This window comes from Streptomyces sp. NPDC088747 (assembly GCF_044751025.1).
Classification (GTDB): domain Bacteria; phylum Actinomycetota; class Actinomycetes; order Streptomycetales; family Streptomycetaceae; genus Streptomyces.
On the sequence record NZ_JBIVKZ010000022.1, the window covers coordinates 92,374 to 110,397 of the forward strand.

The window sequence follows — 18,024 nt, forward strand, 5'->3', positions numbered from 1 at the left end:
CAGGGAGTACTGCGCTATGAGGGCATAAGCTGGCTTTATGAGTGGGAGTGCTGGGTCCGGCGGACGGACGGGGGTCGCGCACCGGGTGCCTGATCTGGGGGCGATGGAGCTGCTGCTCGCGGTGGCCCGGCTGGGCAGCCTCGGGCGGGCCGCACGGGAGCTGGGCATCACGCAGCCGGCGGCCAGTGGCCGGATCCGCTCGATGGAACGGCAACTGGGCGTGGCCCTCGTCGACCGCTCGCCGCGCGGATCGCGTCTCACGGACGCCGGCGCGCTGGTCACGGACTGGGCGCGGCGGGTCGTCGAGGCGGCCGAGGCGTTCGACGCGGGGGCGCAGGCGCTGCGGGACCGGCGGGACTCCCGGCTGCGGGTCGCGGCGAGCATGACGATCGCCGAGTACCTGCTGCCAGGCTGGCTGATCGCGCTCCGCGCCCAGCGTCCGGACACCGCGGTGTCCCTCCTCGCCGGGAACTCGACGGTGGTCGCCGAACGCCTCCTCGCCGGGGAGGCCGATCTCGGCTTCGTCGAGGGACTGGCCGTGCCGCCCGGACTCGACTCGGCGGTCGTCGCGCACGACCGGCTGATCGTGGTGACCGCGCCGGACCATCCGTGGGCGCGGCGGCGATCGCCGCTGGGTGCGGCGGAGTTGGCTGCGACACCGCTGATCCTCCGCGAGGAGGGGTCCGGTACCCGGCAGGTCCTCGACGCGGCCCTCGGCGGCCTTGCGCGGCCCCTCATCGAGCTGTCCTCCACGACGGCGGTCAAGGCGTCCGTCGTCAGTGGTGCGGGTCCCGCCGTCCTCAGCGAGCTGGCCCTCGGCGAGGAGCTCTCCGCCCACCGGCTGGTGAGCGTTCCGCTCGCGGACGTCCAGCTGCGGCGGGCCCTCCGGGCGGTCTGGCCGACCGGACACCGCCCGACGGGCCCGGCCCGGGACCTCCTGTCGCTGACGCGGGGGTTTTCCTCGCCCCCTCCGCCCCTACCCGTCCCGTCCCTGGGGGCTGCGCCCCCAGACCCCCCTTCGCGCTGACGCGCTCGTCCTCAATCGCCGGACGGGCTAAGAAATAGCCCCTCCGGCGTTTGAGGAGCGGGGGTTCGGGGGCGGAGCCCCCGAGAGACGGGACGGGAAGGGGCGGAGGGGGCGAAAAACTCCCCGGCGTTCACGACGCGGCGTTCACCAGGCCCCCCATGACCCGCACGTCGTCCCCCATCTCCGGATGCCACTGCACGGCCAACGCCCAGGCGCCGCCGGGAAGTTCGACGGCCTCCACCGTCCCGTCCGCCGCGCGCGCGGAGACCCGCAACCCCTCCCCGAGCCGATCCACCGCCTGATGGTGGTACGTCGGCACGGCGGACACCTCGGGTACGAGAGAGGCGTACAGACTCCCCGCCACGGGGATCACGTCGTGGTGCCCGACCACCCCGACGTCCTTCACATGCCCGTCGAGATGCTGGACGAGCGTGCCTCCCAGGGCGACGTTGAGGAGCTGCATACCCCGGCAGATGCCCAGGAGCGGCGTGCCGGAGGCCAACGCGGCGTCGATCAGGGCGAGTTCCCAGGCATCGCGCTCGTGCGCGGGCGGCCCGGTACGCGGCGAACGCTCGGCCCCGTAGCGGGCGGGATCGACGTCCGGGCCACCCGCGACGACCACCCCGTCGAGGCGGGCGACGACCGCCGCCGCGCGGGACGGACCGTCCGGCGGCAGCATCACGGCGAGCCCCCCGGCCCGCTGCACGAGCCGCGGATAGCCGGCCGGCAGCAGCGCCGCCTCCAGCTCCCACACGCCCCAGCGCGCCGCGGACTCCAGATACGTACTCACACCGATCAGCGGTCTGGCCACCCTGTCTCCTCCGAGCTCATTGGAACGCGCCCATACCTTTGCGGTGCGGGCGGCGGGAAAGCAAGCCCCCGCGGCCTCACGTCAGGAACCCCCGCAGCAGCGCCGCCGTCCCCCCGCAGTGCTCCCGCATCACTTCCCGCGCCCCGTCCGCGTCCCCGTCGAGCACCGCCTCGACCAGCGCGCCGTGCTGGTGCTGGGAGTGCTCCAGGTTGCGCACGAGGAGCGGGATGCAGTCGAGGAGATCGTTCACCCGGGCGCGTACGGCCGCGTACTGGGCGGTGAGCGAGGGGGAGCCGGACAGTTCGGCGAGGGTGAGGTGGAGCAGGGTGTCCAGCCGGCGGTAGTCGGCCAGCGGGGCGTCCCGGGTGCCGGCGAGAGCCTCGCGCAGCCGGCCGGCCTGCCCGTCGTCGAGGCCGTGGGCCGCGCAGAGACCGGCCGCACCCACCTCCAGCACCTCGCGGAAGCGCAGTACGTCCTCGATGTCGACCTCGGCGACCCGGCGCCGCAGTTCGTGCTCACCGGGCGCCTCCGTCCTCGCCAGCACGAACGTGCCGCCGTACCGTCCGCGGCGCGACTCGACCAGCCGCTGGTCCTGCAACACCTTCAGCACCTCGCGCAGCGTCACCCGGCTGATGCCGAGCCGCTCGGCCAGGTCCCGCTCGGCGGGCAGCCGTTCACCGCCCGGGACCAGGCCGAGCCGGAGGATCTGCAGGATCTGCTCCAGCGCCTCCTCGAAACCGTTGCCCGCCCGCACCGGCCGCAGCACCGACGTCAGCCGGTCGTCCGCCCCGCCGTCGGATTCCGTCCGCGTCATCCGGTCGTGCCCCCTTCCCAAGCAATGGTTCTCAGCAATACCTTATGACTCTCGGCTGACCCAAGGAGGCTTTTCCGGTGGCAGACCGCACACCCCCGCTCACCGTCGAGGAACTGCGCGACCTGGTCGCGGGCGGCGAGATCGACACGGTCGTCCTGGCCTTCCCCGACATGCAGGGACGGCTCCAGGGCAAGCGGTTCGCCGCGCGATTCTTCCTCGACGAGGTCCTCGAACACGGCACGGAGGGCTGCAACTACCTGCTCGCCGTCGACACCGAGATGAACACCGTCGACGGTTACGAGATGTCCTCCTGGGACCGGGGATACGGCGACTTCGCCATGCACCCCGACCTGAGCACCCTGCGCCGGGTTCCCTGGAACGAGGGCACGGCCCTGGTCGTCGCCGACCTCGCGTGGAACGACGGCTCCCCGGTGGTGGCCGCGCCCCGCCAGATCCTGCGCCGCCAGCTCGACCGGCTCGCCGAACTCGGTCTCACCGCCCAGGTCGGCACGGAGCTGGAGTTCATCGTCTTCAAGGACACCTACGAACAGGCCTGGGACGCCGGGTACAAGGGGCTCACCCCGGCCAACCAGTACAACATCGACTACTCGGTGCTGGGGACGGGACGGATCGAGCCGCTGCTGCGCCGCGTCCGCAACGAGATGCAGGCCGCCGGCCTCACCGTCGAGTCCGCCAAGGGCGAGTGCAATCCCGGCCAGCACGAGATCGTCTTCAAGTACGACGAGGCCCTGGTCACCTGCGACCAGCACGCGGTCTACAAGACCGGAGCCAAGGAGATCGCCTCCCAGGAGGGCGTCTCGCTCACCTTCATGGCGAAGTACAACGAGCGCGAGGGCAACTCCTGCCACATCCACCTCTCGCTCACCGACAAGGACGGCACGAACGTCATGGCCGGCGACGGACCGGGCGGCATGTCGGACGTCATGCGGCACTTCCTCGCAGGACAGCTCGCCGCGCTCCGCGACTTCTCGCTCCTCTACGCCCCGAACATCAACTCCTACAAGCGGTTCCAGCCGGGCTCCTTCGCCCCGACCGCCGTCGCCTGGGGCCAGGACAACCGCACCTGCGCCCTCCGGGTGGTCGGCCACGGCCGCTCCATGCGCTTCGAGAACCGGCTCCCCGGCGGCGACGTCAACCCGCACCTGGCCGTCGCCGGGCTCGTCGCGGCCGGGCTTTACGGCATCGAGAAGAAGCTGGAACTGCCGGACGCGTGCACCGGCAACGCCTACACCGCCGGGTACGACCACGTCCCCACCACCCTGCGCGAGGCCGCCGAGCTCTGGGAGAACAGCCCCGTCGCCCGAGCCGCCTTCGGTGACGAGGTGGTCGCGCACTACCGCAACATGGCGCGCGTCGAACTGGACGCCTTCGACGCCGTGGTGACCGACTGGGAGCTCCGCCGCTCCTTCGAACGCATGTGAGGCCGAACGTGTCCCGACCCTACGAACTGGAAGTCCTCGACCCGGCGACCGAGGAGATCGTCGCCACCGTCCCCGGGGCCACCGAGGCCGACGTCGACGCCGCCGTCGTACGGGCGGGAAAGGCACAGGTCCGGTGGGCCGCCCTGGCCCCGGGCGAACGCGCCCGGCTGCTGCGCCGGTTCGCCGTCGTCGTCGACGAACACCTGGAGGAGCTCGCCCGTCTCGAGGTCCGCGAGGCCGGGCACGTGATCGGCAACGCCCGCTGGGAGGTGGGCAACGTCCGTGACCTGCTGGACTACGCGGCCGGTGGAGTGGAGCGGCTCACCGGCCACCAGATCCCGGTCGCCGGCGGTCTGGACATCACGATCCTCGAACCGCTCGGCGTCGTCGGGATCATCGCTCCGTGGAACTTCCCGCTGCCGATCGCCGCCTGGGGCACCGCCCCGGCGCTCGCGGCGGGCAACGCGGTCGTCCTCAAGCCCGCCGAGACGACCCCGCTCACCGCCCTGCGACTGGCCGAACTCGCCCTGGAGGCAGGCCTTCCCGAGCACCTCTTCCAAGTTCTCCCCGGCGCGGGTCCCGTCGCGGGCAACGCACTCGTCGAACACCCCGGTGTCGCGAAGATCGTCTTCACGGGGTCGACCGCCGTCGGTAAACAGGTGTTGGCGAAGGGCTCGGCCCTCCTCAAGCGCGTCACCCTCGAACTCGGCGGCAAGAGCCCGAACATCGTCTTCGCCGACGCGGACGTCGAGGCCGCCGCCGCGGCGGCTCCCATGGCCTTCCTCGACAACTCCGGCCAGGACTGCTGCGCCCGCACCCGCATCCTCGTCCAGCGCTCCGCCTACGACCGCTTCCTCGAACTCCTCGCCCCCGCCGTCGAGTCCGTCGTCGTCGGCGACCCGTCCGACGAGCGCACCCAGATGGGGCCGCTGATCTCCAGGGCGCAACTGGAACGCGTGCGTTCGTACGTCGCCGCCGACGCGCCGGGCATCCACGGCAAGGCGCCCGAAGGCCCCGGCTTCTGGTTCCCGCCCACCGTCCTCACCGAGGTCGAACCCCACGCTCGCGTCGCCGTCGAGGAGGTCTTCGGCCCGGTCGCGGTCGTCCTCCCCTTCGACGACGAGGCCGACGCGATCAGGCTGGCCAACGCCACCGACTACGGCCTGTCCGGCTCCATCTGGACCCGTGACGTCGGCCGCGCCCTGCGCGTCTCCGCGGCCGTCCGCGCCGGGAACCTGTCCGTCAACTCCCACTCCAGCGTCCGCTACTGGACCCCCTTCGGCGGGTTCAAGCAGTCGGGGATCGGCCGCGAACTCGGCCCGGACGCCCTCACCGCCTTCACCGAGACCAAGAACGTCTTCATCAGCACGGAGGGTCCCGCACAGTGACGTCACAGACCTCAGAGACCATCTGCCGCCGGCTGGTCGGCCGTACCGCCGTCATCACCGGCGCGGGCAGCGGCATCGGGCTCGCCACCGCGCGACGGCTCGCGTCCGAGGGCGCGCACGTCGTCTGCGGCGACGTCGACGACACGAGCGGCAAGGCCGCCGCCGAGGAGGCCGGCGGAATCTTCGTCAAGGTCGACGTCACCGACCCCGAGCAGGTCGAGGCGCTCTTCGGGACGGCGTACGACACCTACGGCTCCGTCGACATCGCCTTCAACAACGCGGGTATCTCACCCCCCGACGACGACTCGATCCTGGAGACCGGCCTGGAGGCCTGGAAGCGGGTCCAGGAGGTCAACCTCACCTCGGTCTACCTGTGCTGCAAGTCCGCGATCCCCTACATGCGGCGCCAGGGCAAGGGCTCCATCATCAACACCGCTTCCTTCGTGGCCCGGATGGGCGCGGCGACCTCGCAGATCTCGTACACGGCCTCCAAGGGCGGTGTCCTGGCCATGTCCCGTGAACTGGGCGTGCAGTTCGCCCGGGAGGGCATCCGGGTCAACGCGCTGTGCCCCGGACCGGTCAACACCCCCTTGCTCCGGGAGCTGTTCGCCAAGGACCCCGAGCGGGCCGCGCGCCGGCTCGTGCACATTCCGGTCGGCCGGTTCGCCGAGGCGGACGAGATCGCCGCGGCGGTCGCGTTCCTGGCCAGCGACGACTCCTCCTTCGTCAACGCCAGTGACTTCCTGGTGGACGGCGGAATCTCGGGCGCGTACGTCACGCCGATGTAGCGGGGCCCGGTGCCTGTCACGGCACTAGGGTGCCGGGATGAGCATGACGCCGCCGCCCGGTTGGTACCGCGACCCGTCGTACCCGCTCGCCGAGCGCTGGTGGGACGGGACCGCGTGGACCGAACACCGACGCCAGACGTCCCAACAGCTCCCGGCCGGGCCGGAGTTCCCCGACGGGGGCTCCGGCCGCGCCAGAGCCGTCGCCCTCGTCGTCGCCGTCACCGTGCTGGTCGCCTCGATCGTCACCGGCGCCGTGCTCCTCGACCGGGGCGACGACCCCGGCGCCGTCGCGACGAACCCCGAGCCGCCGTTCGCGTCCTCCTCCAGGCCGTCCCCCTCCACCACCCTCACGCCCGCCCCGCCCCCGTCCGAGGATGCCGGCGTCGTCGTGGACGAACTCAACGGCATCACCTTCCCGTTGCTCGACGGCTGGGTGCGGCCCGAGAACGTCACCGAGGACGACGTCGTACTGACGACGCCGGGCACCTACGACTGCCCCGGCGACCCCGGTCTCTGCCACCACGGACGGGTCATCTCGCGCACGGTCACCGGGAACGACGAGAAGTCCCCGAAAGCCCTGGCCGAGCGGGACATCGCGGAGGCCGCGGACAGCGCGTACGACCGTGACATCCTCGACCGGCGCCCCTACGACGGCATCGACTCCCACAAGCGGGTCAAGGCCGGGCCGGTCGCCGTCGCGGGGCGGGCCGGGTACTTCGTGCGCTGGCAGGTCAGGACCGCCGCGGGGCCCGGGGGTTACGTCCAGTCGCTGGCGTTCCCGGCGGGCGTGGGCTCGCAGGCGCTGGTCATCGTGCGGTTCGCCTTCGACGCGGGCGCGGCCGGGCCGCCGCCGGCCGACATGGACCGGATCACCAAGGGGATTCGGCCGGTCGGCGACGCGGACACCGGCGGCGGTGTGGGGAGCAGCATCGGCCCGTCCCGGTAGGCCGGGGAGGGCGTGCGTCAGAGGAAGGTGTGGCCTTCCCCGCGGTACGTCGGGACGGACTCCGTCACCGAGTCGCCCGCCACCAGGTGGAGCGTGTCGAACCGCTCGCACAGCTCACCGGCCTTGGCGTGCCGGAACCACACCTTGTCGCCGATCAGCAGGTCGTCCGCGGGGGCGCCGATCAGCGGTGTCTGCACCTCGCCGGGGCCCTCCTGGGGGTCGTACCTCAGCCCTTCCGGGAGGTAGGGCACCGGCAGCCGGTCGGGGCCCGCGGCGCCCGACGCCGGGTAGCCGCCGCCGAGCACGGTCACGATCCCGACGCCCGGGCGGCGGACCACGGGCTGGGCGAAGAGCGCGGCCGGACGCCCGCTGAACGAGGTGTAGTTGTCGAAGAGCCGCGGCACGTACAGTCCCGACCCCGCGGCGATCTCCGTGACCGAGTCCTCGGCGGCGGTGTGCTGCACGCTGCCGGTGCCGCCGCCGTTGACGAACTCCAGGTCGGGCTCCACGGCCCGTACGGCACGGACGACGTCGGCGCGCCGCTGGACGAGCTCCTTGCGGGCGGTGGCCTGCATCAGGCGGACCGCCCGCGAGCGCAGCGGCCGTCCCTCGACCGCGTCACCGACACCCGCGATGTGGCCCTCGTACGCCATGATCCCGACGAGTTTGAACCCTGGGCGCCGGGCCACCGAGCGCGCCAGCTCGGCGAGTTGGGCGGCGGAGCGGAGCGGTGAACGCAGGGCGCCGATCCGGACCCGGCCGCCGAGCAGCTGGAGGGAGGTGTCCAACTCCAGGCAGACGCGCACGACTTCGGTGCCGCCCTGGCGTGCCTCGTCGATGAAACGCAGCTGGGCCGGGTCGTCGACCATGACCGTCACGGCGGCGGCGAGCTTGGGGTCCGAGGCCAGCTCGGCGAAACCGCGGGTGTCGGCGGACGGGTAGGCGAGCAGGATGTCGTCGAAGCCGGAGCGGGCCAGCCAGATCGATTCGGCGAGGGTGAAGGACATGATCCCGGCGAAGCCGTCCCGGGCGAGGACGCGTTCGAGGAGGGTGCGGCAGCGGACGGATTTGCTGGCGACGCGGACCGGTTTGCCCCCGGCCCTGCGGACGAGGTCGTCCGCGTTCGTGTCGAAGGCCTCCAGGTCCACGATCGCGAGTGGGGCGTCGAGGTGAGCGGTGGCCCGGTCGTAACGGGCCCGGTCTGCGGCGCGGGCAGTCATGACCGAAGCCTGCCAGACAGGATTACCGCAGGGTAGGGGGACGATCCGGGCAGATGCCCCGGGCCTGCCGACTGGTTCCCTCCGGGCCCGTGTCAACCCGTAGAGTGACGCGCACGCAGGGAGGAACGACCTTGCCCGGGCGGGGCGCGCCCGGGGTGACGGCCCCCCGGCGCGGGTATGCGTGCCCGTGGCGGGCGACCCGTCCGGACGCCCTCCCGCAACTGCAGCTACGGCCCGGCAGAGCTCCGAGACGAGCCGACTGCCCGGTTCGAGGAAACGGGGGGTGCATGAGCACGGAAGCGCGCCGGGCCTCGATCCCCCCACGCCCACCGACCCCACCCCACCCACCGACTCCGCCGCCCCCGGACCAGCCCCCCACCCCGGACACCCCACCACCCCCGGACCACCCCCCGAGGCCGAGCCGGCCCCCGACACCGGACCGACAGCCGCCCGCGGACCAGCACCCGACGTCAGGCCGACAGCCGCTTTCGGACCCACGCCCGACGCCGGACCGACAGCCGGTTGGGGACCAACGCCCGGCGTCAGGCCGACAGCCGCTTTCGGACCAACGCCCGGCGTCAGGCCGACAGCCGCTTTCGGACCAACGCCCGGCATCCGGCCAACCACCGCTCGCCGCCCAGCCGTCGGCAGCGAACTGGCCCCCGATCGCGGGCCAACCATGGCCCCCGACCCGCCCTCCGACCTCGGAACAGCCCCCGAGCCCAGCTCAGCCGCCGGCCCCGAACCAGCCCCCGGGGTCGGGCCGTTCGCCGTTCCTGGACGAGGGGCGGAGTCCGGAACAGCCTGCGGTGCCGGGTCAGTCCCCGCCGCCGACCCGGCCGTCGGAGCCGGACCGACCGCGCTTCTCGGACCGCCTGTCGGCCCCGCTCCGCCCAACGAGCGAGGAGCAGCCCGCGAGGCCGGGTCAGTCGGCACCCTCGGCACCCCCGAACCAGTCGTCGGCCTCAGCCCGTTCGCCTTTCGTGGATGAGCGCCGGAGCCCGGAGCAGTCGTCAGGGCGGGCCCAGTCGGCACCGCAGGACCGCCCGTCGGCTTCGGCCCGTTCGCCGTTCCCGGACGCGTCACGAGGCCGGGATCAGCCTGCTGGGCCAGGTCGGTCGGTGCCCCCGAACCAGTCACCGTCCTCTACCCGTTCGCCGTTCCCCGACGGGCCGCGAACCCCGGAGCAGCCTTCGCGGGCCGCCCAGCCGACGCCACAGGACCGCCCATCGGGGCCGAGCCGTCCGCCGTTGTCGGATCAGTCCGCGGTGCCGGGTCAGTCGGCGCCCTCGAACCAGCCGTCGGCCTCAGCCCGTTCGCCTTTCGTGGACGAGCGCCGGAGCCCGGAGCGGCTTTCAGGGCGGGACCAATCGGCGCCGCAGGACCGCCACCCGTCCGTTTCGGGCCGTCCGCGGACTTCGGAGCGGTCGGCGGCGCCGGGACGTGCGGTGGCGTCGAACGGGGCTTCCGTTACGGACGGTTCGCGGACTCCGTTCCGGTCCATGTCGCCGGGGCGGACCGACGTGCCCGGGCGGAGCCCCGCGAGTGGAAGCTCCCCGGCCAGGGGGGCGGTCCCGCCGCCCCCGCCACAGAGCCCGCCGCCGGGACAGGACCCGACGAGTGGACCCCGGCCGACGCGGTCCGGGGCTGCTCCGTCGCGTCCGCCCGGGGCCCAGGACGTGCCGTCGAACGACGCCCCGCTTCGGTTCAGGCCCGCGGAAGCGTGGGACGGCGACGCCGAGTCGCGCCGTACCGGTGAGCTGTCGGCGGGGCGGTCTTCCACCGCTGGACCCCGGACGGGGTCGCCGCAGCGGCCCGGCACCGCCGGGCCGGCTCGGCCCGCAGGGCCGCCCGCGGAGCGGATCGGTACCGGGCCGGCTCCGGGAGCGCGGTCCGGGGAGGGTGACGGCGGTCCCCGTACGTCGGGGGCGGACGCGGGTGGTGGACGTGGTCCTCGCGTGCCGGCGCCGCCGAGTTCGTTCGACTTCTTCGACTTCTCCACCGACGCGGAGGCTCCGGTTCCGGAGGCGCCCCCGGTGCGGCCGGCCGGTACGGCTCCGCGCCCCGGGCAGGGCGCCCGTCGCTTCCCGGGCCTGCGCCCGTCGCGCAGGCCCGACCAGACATCGCCGCCCCCGCCACCCGCCTCCGCGCGGTTCCCCGACGCACCCCCCGTGCCCGAGAGTCCCGCCCCCCGGCCCACGCCCATACCCGAACCCCCGGTCGTGGAGCGCCCGTTCGTCTTCTTCGGACGGCCGGAGGCGTTCGACGACAACGTTCGCGTACGCCGCCGAGGGACCCGCACCCGCCCCAGGGCACTGGCCGCCGCGGCCTGTGTCGTGCTGGGATTCGGCCTCATCGGCGGTGCGGTGACCGGGAGTTGGCTGACGGGTGAGAGCTCGGCGGGCGACGACGCGCGGACCGAGTTCGCCGCGGCGGGCGAACTCTGGCACAGCGTGCCCGTGGACCAGCTCTTCCCGCCCACCGTGCAGGGCGACGGCGCGGGCCCCGGCGGCGCCGACCGCGTCTGGACACGGGTGGCCGTCGCCCCGGACACCGGCTGCGCGAACGCCTTCGACCCCCTCCTGCGCAAGGCCCTCGCCCCGGCCGGCTGCCTGCGGGTGCTGCGCGCCACCTACACGGACGCGACCCGCAGCCTGGTCACCACCGTCGGCCTGCTGTTCACCAAGGCGGACGCGAGGGCCATGACCTCGCTGAAGGCCCGCTTCGAGAAGGACGGCCTGGACCGGCGTACCGACCTGATGCCCCGCCCGTACGCGGTCGGGAACACCGCCGCGGCCGGCTTCGGCGACGACCAGCGCGCCTCCTGGACGGTGTCGGTCCTCACCGACGCCCCCGTAGTCGTCTACGCAGTCTCCGGCTTCGCCGACGGCCGCGACGTCACCGCCCCGCAGCCCGCCGAGGACGCCATGAAGCCCGGCGCGACCACGGACCCGGCGCAGGCCGGACTCGGCCACGACGCCCAGGGTCTCGCCGACCGCGTGGAGCGGGGTTTCCGCAAGACCGTCCCCTCGGCCACGGAGAAGCCGTCATGACCCACCCGGCACCCCGGTCCGGCGCCCGGGGACGGCGCGGAGCCGGACTCCTCACCGTCCTGCTCGCCGCCTCCCTCGCCCTCGTCCCCGCCACCACCGCCCACGCCGACGGCATCCGCGCCCAGCAGTGGGCGCTCGACGCGATGCACACACAGGAGGCCTGGCAGACCACGAAGGGCCGGGGTATCACCGTCGCCGTCCTCGACACGGGCGTCGACGACCAACACCCGGACCTGGAGGGCAACGTCCTCACCGGCAAGGACATGGTCGGCTTCGGAGCGTCCCGCGGCGACCGGGCCTGGGCCAGGCACGGGACCGCCATGGCGGGGATCATCGCCGGCCACGGACACGGTCTCGACGACGCCGACGGCGTGATGGGCATCGCCCCCGAGTCCCGGATCCTCCCCGTCCGCGTCATCCTCGAAGACGGCGACTCCTCCCGTACGAAGGCCCGCAACACCCGCGGAAACGCCCTCGCCGACGGCATCCGCTGGGCCGCCGACAACGGCGCCGACGTCATCAACCTCTCCCTGGGCGACGACTCCGCGTCCGCCCACCCCGAACCCGCCGAGGACGAGGCCGTCCAGTACGCCCTGAAGAAGGGCGCCGTCGTCGTGGCCTCGGCCGGCAACGGCGGCGAGAAGGGCGACCACATCTCCTACCCCGCGGCCTACCCGGGCGTGATCGCCGCGACCGCCGTCGACAGCAACGGCACCCGCGCCTCGTTCTCCACCCGCCGCTGGTACGCCACGGTCAGCGCCCCCGGCGTCGACGTCGTGATCGCCGACCCGGACGAGCGGTACTACGAGGGCTGGGGCACCAGCGCCGCCTCCGCGTTCGTCTCCGGCGCCGTGGCGCTCATCAAGGCGGCCCACCCCGGCCTCTCCCCGGCCCAGATCAAGCAGCTCCTGGAGGACACCGCCCGCAACGCCCCCACGGGCGGCCGGGACGACTCCCGCGGCTACGGCTTCATCGACCCCGCCGCCGCCATCAAGGAGGGCGGCCGGCTCAAGCCCGAGGGGATCAAGACGCAGTACGGCCAGAAGTACTTCGGCTCCGGTCCCGACACCCCCCAGGACGACACGGACTCCATCGGCTGGGCGGGCCCGCTCGCGGGCGGCATCGGCGCGGTGCTCCTCGCCGCGGCCGTCGTCCTGTGGCGAGGCCGCAGGGAACCCCGCGAGTACGACGGCTTCTGACGAACCCCGGCCTAGTCCGAGGCCGAAGCCGTACCGCTGGACGCCCCCTGGAGCGCGGCCACCGCCGCCTTCGCCGCCGCCTCGACCAGCGAGATCCCCTTCGCCTTCGTCGTGGTGCCGTTCGACAGCACCGCGACCAGGTAGTCGTGACCGTCGGCGGTGACGCGTCCGATGCTGTTGATGTCCCACAGCCCGGTCGTGCTGCGTGCCAGCCAGCCGTTCTTCAGGGCCCACTCGGAGCCGTCGGCCGCGGCGGACACCCCCCAGTGCTGGTCGACGGCGATCTCACCCATGAGCCCGCGCACGTACGTCCGCGAGGTCTCGTCGAGCTTCGAGTCGTCCCCGAACACCTGCCGCAGCAGGGTGAGCTGGTCGGCGGACGTGGTCTGCGTCAGACCCCACAGGGCGCCGTCGCCGCCGGTCGTGGACGTCAGCCCGAAGGTCTGGTTCGCGGTGTCGAGACCGTCCGCCTGCCCGATCGCGTCCCAGAGGGTGCTGGCGGCCGTGTTGTCGCTGTTCTCGATCATCAGGGTGGCCTGGGCCTTCTCCGCCGCGGTCAGCTCCCGGCCCGCGTCCTGCGCCTGGAGCAGCAGCGTGGCCAGGATGTCGACCTTGACGATGCTCGCCGTGTCGAAGGCCCCCTCGCCGTAGGCGGCGCTCTCGCCGGAGTCGACGTCGAGCACGGACACCGACACCGCGGCACCGTCCTGGACGGACACGGACGTCATCCCCTCGGCCAGGAGCGCGTCCGGGGACACCTCGGGCGCGGGCGCTGTCACGGGTTCCACCGGTGCCTCCTCGTCGGCGCTCGGTGACGCCGATGCCGCGGAGGCCGACGATACGAGGTCCGGGCCGGTGTGCGCCTGGGCCCTCATGTATGCGGTCCCGGCCGCCGTACCCCCGACGAGAACGACGGAGGCCACCGCGGCGTAGACGAAGTGCCTGCGCAGGGGCGGTCGAGTGCGACGGCGGCCGGATCTTTCTCGGTCCATTCCGCGATGCTGGGCGCCGGGCCTGTGCCCGTGGTTAGACCCGTGTGAAATGTGCGTCAGGGGCCGATGAGAATCCCCTGAGACGTGTCACCCCGGGGTTTCGGGGGCCGCACAAGCCCAGCAGCATCCCCCCGATAGGGTCGGGGACCGTGGCGAACAAGAACATTCCCGACCCCGGCTTCTCCGACGACGACGGCTCCGCCGATCCCCGGCTGGCCGCGGCGCTCGCCGCCTGGGCCGAGGACCGCACCGCCGTACGGCCGGTCCTGGAGGCGCTCAAGGGGGCCCGGCTGCTCGTGCCCGTCGTGGCCGTGCTCGGCGAGGTCGAGGAGGACGAGAACGGACTGCGCCACGAGAAGACCAGCGACATGGCGGTCCCCACCCTCAAGGCGGGCGGGCGCACCGCCCTGCCCGCCTTCACGTCCACGGGGTCACTGGCCCGCTGGGACCCCGAGGCCCGCCCCGTCGCCGTACCCCTGCACCAGGCCCTCCAGGCCGCCGCGCACGAGCGGGCCGACACCGTCGTACTCGACCTGGCGGGGCCGGTGCCCTACGAGCTGACGGGTCCCGCGCTGCTCGCGCTCGCGGAGGGGCGTACGGACCCGGATCCGCTCGCCGACCCGGCCGTCACCGAGGCCGTACGCGCGGCCGTCGCCGCCGAGACCGCGGTGCTCAGCGCCCACCTCGGCCCCGGGCAGGCGGACGGCACCCTGGCGCTCGTACTGGATCCGTCCGCGCCCGCGGCCGAGACCGCCCGCGCGATCGCCGGACGGCTGGCCGCCGACGAGACACTGCGCGGGCGCCTGGTGCGCGGCCTCGACCTGGCGCTCATGCCGGCCGGAGCAACGCCACCGGGCTCGCCCCTTTACGTACGGCAGTAATGCGCCCCCTTGCGTACGGCCGTAGCGGGGCGCCGCACGTACGGCGATAGCAGAGCGCCTTACGTACGGCGGCGGTAGCGGGCGCCGCCTCCGTCAGCCGTAGATCGGGCCGGTGTACTTCTCGCCCGGGCCCTGGCCCGGCTCGTCCGGGACGATCGAGGCCTCGCGGAAGGCGAGCTGGAGCGACTTCAGTCCGTCGCGCAGCGGCGCGGCGTGGAAGGAGCTGATCTCGGTGGCGCTCGCGTCGAGCAGCCCGGCGAGCGCGTGCACCAGCTTGCGCGCCTCGTCCAGGTCCTTGTGCTCGTCGACCTCCCCTTCCTCTTGCGGGGCCAGGCCGAGCTTGACGGCGGCGGCACTCATCAGGTTGACGGCGACCGTCACGATCACCTCGACCGCCGGGACCTCGGCGATGTCGCGGGTCATGGTGTCGTAGTCGGGCGTCTGGGGAGGGGTGTCACTCATGAACCCCACGATAGGGGCCTGGCGCGCGAAGGCCCCGATCGGCCTCGGTTAGCCGTTCCCCGTCCGAGCTGCTAACCTTGTGTAACGACCGGCCGGACACTTATGTGCTCGGCCCACAAGTGGAGGCTCCGATCTCCCACCTGACTGTCCTCCGGGACGGCGGGTCACCCGGTCAGGCGGTCACCATCGTTCCGTACGGACGATGGAGTCGCCCGAAGTGCGCCCCGCGGATCACCGCGGCGGTGCTCCGGTAATCCTTGGAGCCCCGCCTGTGTCCCGTCCGGGGCATTTTTCATGCCCCGCGGTGGTTGGTCCAACTGTCATCAGAGACATACGCGGCTGTCCGCCAGACCGCCGTGTGGTGCTACCGAGGAGGATCCATCAGCACCGAGCCCCGCATCAACGACCGGATTCGCGTTCCCGAGGTGCGACTTGTCGGTCCCAGCGGCGAGCAGGTCGGGATTGTTCCGCTTGCCAAGGCCCTGGAGCTTGCGCAGGAGTACGACCTCGACCTGGTCGAGGTGGCGGCGAGCGCTCGCCCGCCCGTCTGCAAGCTCATGGACTACGGGAAGTTCAAGTACGAGTCGGCCATGAAGGCCCGTGAGGCGCGCAAGAACCAGGCGCACACGGTCATCAAGGAAATGAAGCTCCGGCCGAAGATCGACCCGCACGACTACGACACCAAAAAGGGTCACGTCGTCCGGTTCCTCAAGCAGGGCGACAAGGTCAAGATCACGATCATGTTCCGTGGTCGCGAGCAGTCCAGGCCGGAGCTCGGCTACCGACTGCTCCAGCGGCTCGCGACGGACGTCGAGGATCTCGGGTTCATCGAGTCGAACCCGAAGCAGGACGGCCGAAACATGATCATGGTTCTCGGTCCGCACAAGAAGAAGACCGAGGCGATGGCCGAGGCCCGTGAGGCCCAGGCGGCTCGCAAGGCGGAAGCGAAGGCCAACCCGGGCAAGTCGCAGAACCACGCGGGCGACGACATCCCGGACGCCGACGAGGCCGACGACGTCGAGACCGCCGAGGCTCCGGCCGAGGCGTCCGCGGAGGTCTAGATCCCAGGGCGAACGCCCCGGGAGCCCGGGACGAGAGTCCAGGGAGTCCCGGGACAGCCGTCCAGGGATGCAAACCGACATATATGACGTTCCACCGTGCCCGGTTTAACGACCGGGCACCGGAACGCCACTGACGAGGAGAGAACGGCGCTATGCCGAAGAACAAGTCGCACAGCGGTGCCAGCAAGCGCTTCAAGATCACCGGCTCCGGCAAGGTGCTCCGTGAGCGCGCCGGCAAGCGCCACCTGCTCGAGCACAAGTCGTCCCGCCTGACGCGCCGCCTCACCGGCAACGCCGAGATGGCCCCGGGCGACGCCAAGAAGATCAAGAAGCTTCTCGGCAAGTGACGTCTCGGCGCCTGATCCCTCGATCACCGCGCGCCGTACGTCAGGACCGGGACCCCATCGATTTCGGGCCGTGTGAGTCCCACCACGGCCCCGCTGCAAGGAGTTAACAAGTGGCACGCGTCAAGCGGGCAGTCAACGCCCACAAGAAGCGCCGGGCAATCCTCGAAGCCGCCAGCGGCTACCGCGGTCAGCGCTCGCGCCTGTACCGCAAGGCCAAGGAGCAGGTCACCCACTCCCTGGTCTACAACTACAACGACCGCAAGAAGCGCAAGGGCGACTTCCGCCGGCTGTGGATCCAGCGCATCAACGCCGCTGCCCGCGCCAACGGCATCACCTACAACCGCTTCATCCAGGGTCTGAACGCGGCCAACATCGAGGTCGACCGCAAGATCCTCGCCGAGCTGGCCGTCAACGACGCGGGCGCGTTCGCCGCGCTCGTCGAGGTCGCCCAGAAGGCGCTGCCGTCGGACGTCAACGCGCCGAAGGCCGCGTGACGCTGACGCTGGCCTGAGCCGATACAGCCGGCCTGAGTCGTGTGCTCAGGCCGTGTGCTGAGCCGGTCAACCGGACCCGTAGGCCCTGCCGGCCTACGGGTCCGCTTGCGTCCGCCGTCGTCCGTTGTTCGTCGTCCGTCGGTGGCGGTGGGTTGCTCGCGCAGTTCCCCGCGCCCCTGGGCTTCCTCCCTGAAGGTGAGTTGCTTGGTTGCCGCTCCTGAACTCATTTCCCCCAAGTCGCCCCGTGTCCTGGCCGCGCGGCGGCTGGCCAGGCGGAACTTCCGGGGGAAGGAGCGGCTGTTCCTCGCCGAGGGGCCGCAGGCCGTGCGGGAGGCGGCGGCCCACCGTCGCGACGGGAACGCGACCCTCGTGGAACTGTTCGCGACAGTCGAGGCGGCGGAGCGCTACGCCGACATCGTCGCGGACGCCCGGAACGCCGGCGCCCGCGTGCACCACGCCGCCGAGGACGTGATCGCCGAGATCTCGACGACCGTCACACCGCAGGGTCTCGTGGGCGTCTGCCGCTTCCTGGACACGCCCTTCGAGGAGATCCTCGGCGCGCGCCCCAAGCTCGTCGCCGTCCTCGCGCACGTACGCGATCCGGGGAACGCCGGCACCGTGCTGCGGTGCGCCGACGCCGCCGGAGCCGAGGCCGTCGTCCTCACCGACGCCTCCGTGGACCTCTACAACCCCAAGGCCGTACGGGCCTCGGTGGGCTCCCTGTTCCATCTGCCCGTCGCCGTCGGCGTGCCCGTCGAGCGAGCGGTGCGCGGACTCAAGGACGCCGGTGTCCGGATCCTGGCCGCCGACGGCGCCGGGGAGGACGACCTCGACGACGAGCTGGACAAGGGGACGATGGGCGGCCCGACCGCCTGGGTGTTCGGGAACGAGGCGTGGGGGCTTCCGGAGGAGACCCGCGCGCTGACCGACGCCGTCGTCCGCGTACCCATCCACGGAAAAGCCGAGAGCCTGAACCTCGCCACCGCCGCAGCCGTATGTCTCTACGCGTCCGCCCGCGCGCAGCGCGCCTCCGGAGGGTGCCGCTCCGTCACCGAGAGCTAGTAGGGTGACCTGCTCGGGGGCCCACTGCCGGACGAGA

The 18,024-nt window shown here is 72.5% G+C and carries 17 protein-coding genes; 12 read left to right on the forward strand and 5 right to left on the reverse strand.

Going from position 1 to position 18,024, the window contains the following annotated elements:
- Nucleotides 1-37: 37 nt before the first annotated feature.
- A complete protein-coding gene (locus ACIP79_RS37215) occupies nt 38-1,027 on the forward strand; it encodes a LysR family transcriptional regulator (RefSeq protein ID WP_401231019.1) in 990 nt (329 codons plus the stop codon).
- Between the two features lie 130 nt (nt 1,028-1,157).
- Here ACIP79_RS37215 and ACIP79_RS37220 read toward each other — a convergent pair whose 3' ends face one another.
- Both ACIP79_RS37220 and ACIP79_RS37225 read right to left on the reverse strand, forming a co-directional pair.
- Complete coding sequence (locus ACIP79_RS37220; RefSeq protein WP_401231022.1) at nt 1,158-1,838, reverse strand: gamma-glutamyl-gamma-aminobutyrate hydrolase family protein; 681 nt, start codon at nt 1,836-1,838, stop codon at nt 1,158-1,160.
- A gap of 76 nt (nt 1,839-1,914) precedes the next feature.
- A complete protein-coding gene (locus tag ACIP79_RS37225) occupies nt 1,915-2,652 on the reverse strand; it encodes a FadR/GntR family transcriptional regulator (protein ID WP_401231024.1) in 738 nt (245 codons plus the stop codon).
- Nucleotides 2,653-2,729: 77 nt separating this feature from the next.
- Between ACIP79_RS37225 and ACIP79_RS37230 the strand changes: the two genes are divergently transcribed.
- Genes ACIP79_RS37230 through ACIP79_RS37245 form a run of 4 tightly spaced genes read left to right on the forward strand, consistent with a single transcriptional unit; the run spans nt 2,730 to nt 7,216 of the window.
- Nucleotides 2,730-4,094 carry a glutamine synthetase family protein gene (locus tag ACIP79_RS37230; RefSeq protein WP_401231027.1) on the forward strand — a complete coding sequence of 455 codons (1,365 nt, stop codon included), beginning with the start codon at nt 2,730-2,732 and terminating at the stop codon, nt 4,092-4,094.
- An 8-nt stretch (nt 4,095-4,102) separates the two neighbouring features.
- Nucleotides 4,103-5,482 (forward strand): aldehyde dehydrogenase family protein, encoded by a 1,380-nt coding sequence (locus ACIP79_RS37235; RefSeq protein ID WP_401231030.1) that lies wholly within the window; start codon nt 4,103-4,105, stop codon nt 5,480-5,482.
- Nucleotides 5,479-6,270 carry a 3-oxoacyl-ACP reductase gene (locus ACIP79_RS37240; RefSeq protein WP_401231033.1) on the forward strand — a complete coding sequence of 264 codons (792 nt, stop codon included), beginning with the start codon at nt 5,479-5,481 and terminating at the stop codon, nt 6,268-6,270. Before ACIP79_RS37235 ends, ACIP79_RS37240 begins: the two co-directional genes overlap by 4 nt.
- 43 nt (nt 6,271-6,313) lie before the next feature.
- Nucleotides 6,314-7,216, forward strand: coding sequence for a DUF2510 domain-containing protein (locus ACIP79_RS37245; RefSeq protein WP_401231207.1), 903 nt, complete (start codon nt 6,314-6,316; stop codon nt 7,214-7,216).
- 17 nt (nt 7,217-7,233) lie between these two features.
- On the opposite strand, the gene ACIP79_RS37250 is transcribed toward ACIP79_RS37245, so the two are convergent.
- Nucleotides 7,234-8,436 (reverse strand): amino acid deaminase/aldolase, encoded by a 1,203-nt coding sequence (locus tag ACIP79_RS37250; protein WP_401231036.1) that lies wholly within the window; start codon nt 8,434-8,436, stop codon nt 7,234-7,236.
- A 1,958-nt stretch (nt 8,437-10,394) separates the two neighbouring features.
- Here ACIP79_RS37250 and ACIP79_RS37255 point away from each other — a divergent pair.
- Nucleotides 10,395-11,489, forward strand: coding sequence for a hypothetical protein (locus tag ACIP79_RS37255; protein WP_401231039.1), 1,095 nt, complete (start codon nt 10,395-10,397; stop codon nt 11,487-11,489).
- On the forward strand, nt 11,486-12,688 hold the full coding sequence (gene mycP, locus ACIP79_RS37260; protein WP_401231041.1) for a type VII secretion-associated serine protease mycosin: 1,203 nt from the start codon (nt 11,486-11,488) through the stop codon (nt 12,686-12,688). The genes ACIP79_RS37255 and mycP overlap by 4 nt, the downstream gene beginning before the upstream one ends.
- A gap of 11 nt (nt 12,689-12,699) precedes the next feature.
- On the opposite strand, the gene ACIP79_RS37265 is transcribed toward mycP, so the two are convergent.
- Entirely contained in the window at nt 12,700-13,680 is a 981-nt protein-coding gene (locus ACIP79_RS37265; protein ID WP_401231043.1) for a serine hydrolase, read from the reverse strand.
- Between the two features lie 149 nt (nt 13,681-13,829).
- On the opposite strand from ACIP79_RS37265, the gene ACIP79_RS37270 reads away from it, so the two are divergent.
- Nucleotides 13,830-14,561 carry an SseB family protein gene (locus ACIP79_RS37270; protein WP_401231046.1) on the forward strand — a complete coding sequence of 244 codons (732 nt, stop codon included), beginning with the start codon at nt 13,830-13,832 and terminating at the stop codon, nt 14,559-14,561.
- 93 nt (nt 14,562-14,654) lie between these two features.
- Here the strand turns inward: ACIP79_RS37270 and ACIP79_RS37275 are convergent, their stop codons facing one another.
- Nucleotides 14,655-15,023, reverse strand: coding sequence for a DUF1844 domain-containing protein (locus tag ACIP79_RS37275; protein WP_383686038.1), 369 nt, complete (start codon nt 15,021-15,023; stop codon nt 14,655-14,657).
- A 356-nt stretch (nt 15,024-15,379) separates the two neighbouring features.
- Between ACIP79_RS37275 and infC the strand changes: the two genes are divergently transcribed.
- From infC to ACIP79_RS37295, 4 genes are all read left to right on the forward strand, one after another.
- A complete protein-coding gene (gene infC / locus ACIP79_RS37280; protein ID WP_401231049.1) occupies nt 15,380-16,084 on the forward strand; it encodes a translation initiation factor IF-3 in 705 nt (234 codons plus the stop codon).
- Nucleotides 16,085-16,236: 152 nt separating this feature from the next.
- Complete coding sequence (gene rpmI, locus ACIP79_RS37285; RefSeq protein WP_003947156.1) at nt 16,237-16,431, forward strand: 50S ribosomal protein L35; 195 nt, start codon at nt 16,237-16,239, stop codon at nt 16,429-16,431.
- Nucleotides 16,432-16,541: 110 nt separating this feature from the next.
- Nucleotides 16,542-16,925 carry a 50S ribosomal protein L20 gene (rplT, locus tag ACIP79_RS37290; RefSeq protein WP_019066261.1) on the forward strand — a complete coding sequence of 128 codons (384 nt, stop codon included), beginning with the start codon at nt 16,542-16,544 and terminating at the stop codon, nt 16,923-16,925.
- Nucleotides 16,926-17,129: 204 nt separating this feature from the next.
- Complete coding sequence (locus tag ACIP79_RS37295) at nt 17,130-17,987, forward strand: TrmH family RNA methyltransferase (RefSeq protein WP_401231054.1); 858 nt, start codon at nt 17,130-17,132, stop codon at nt 17,985-17,987.
- Nucleotides 17,988-18,024 lie beyond the last annotated feature (37 nt).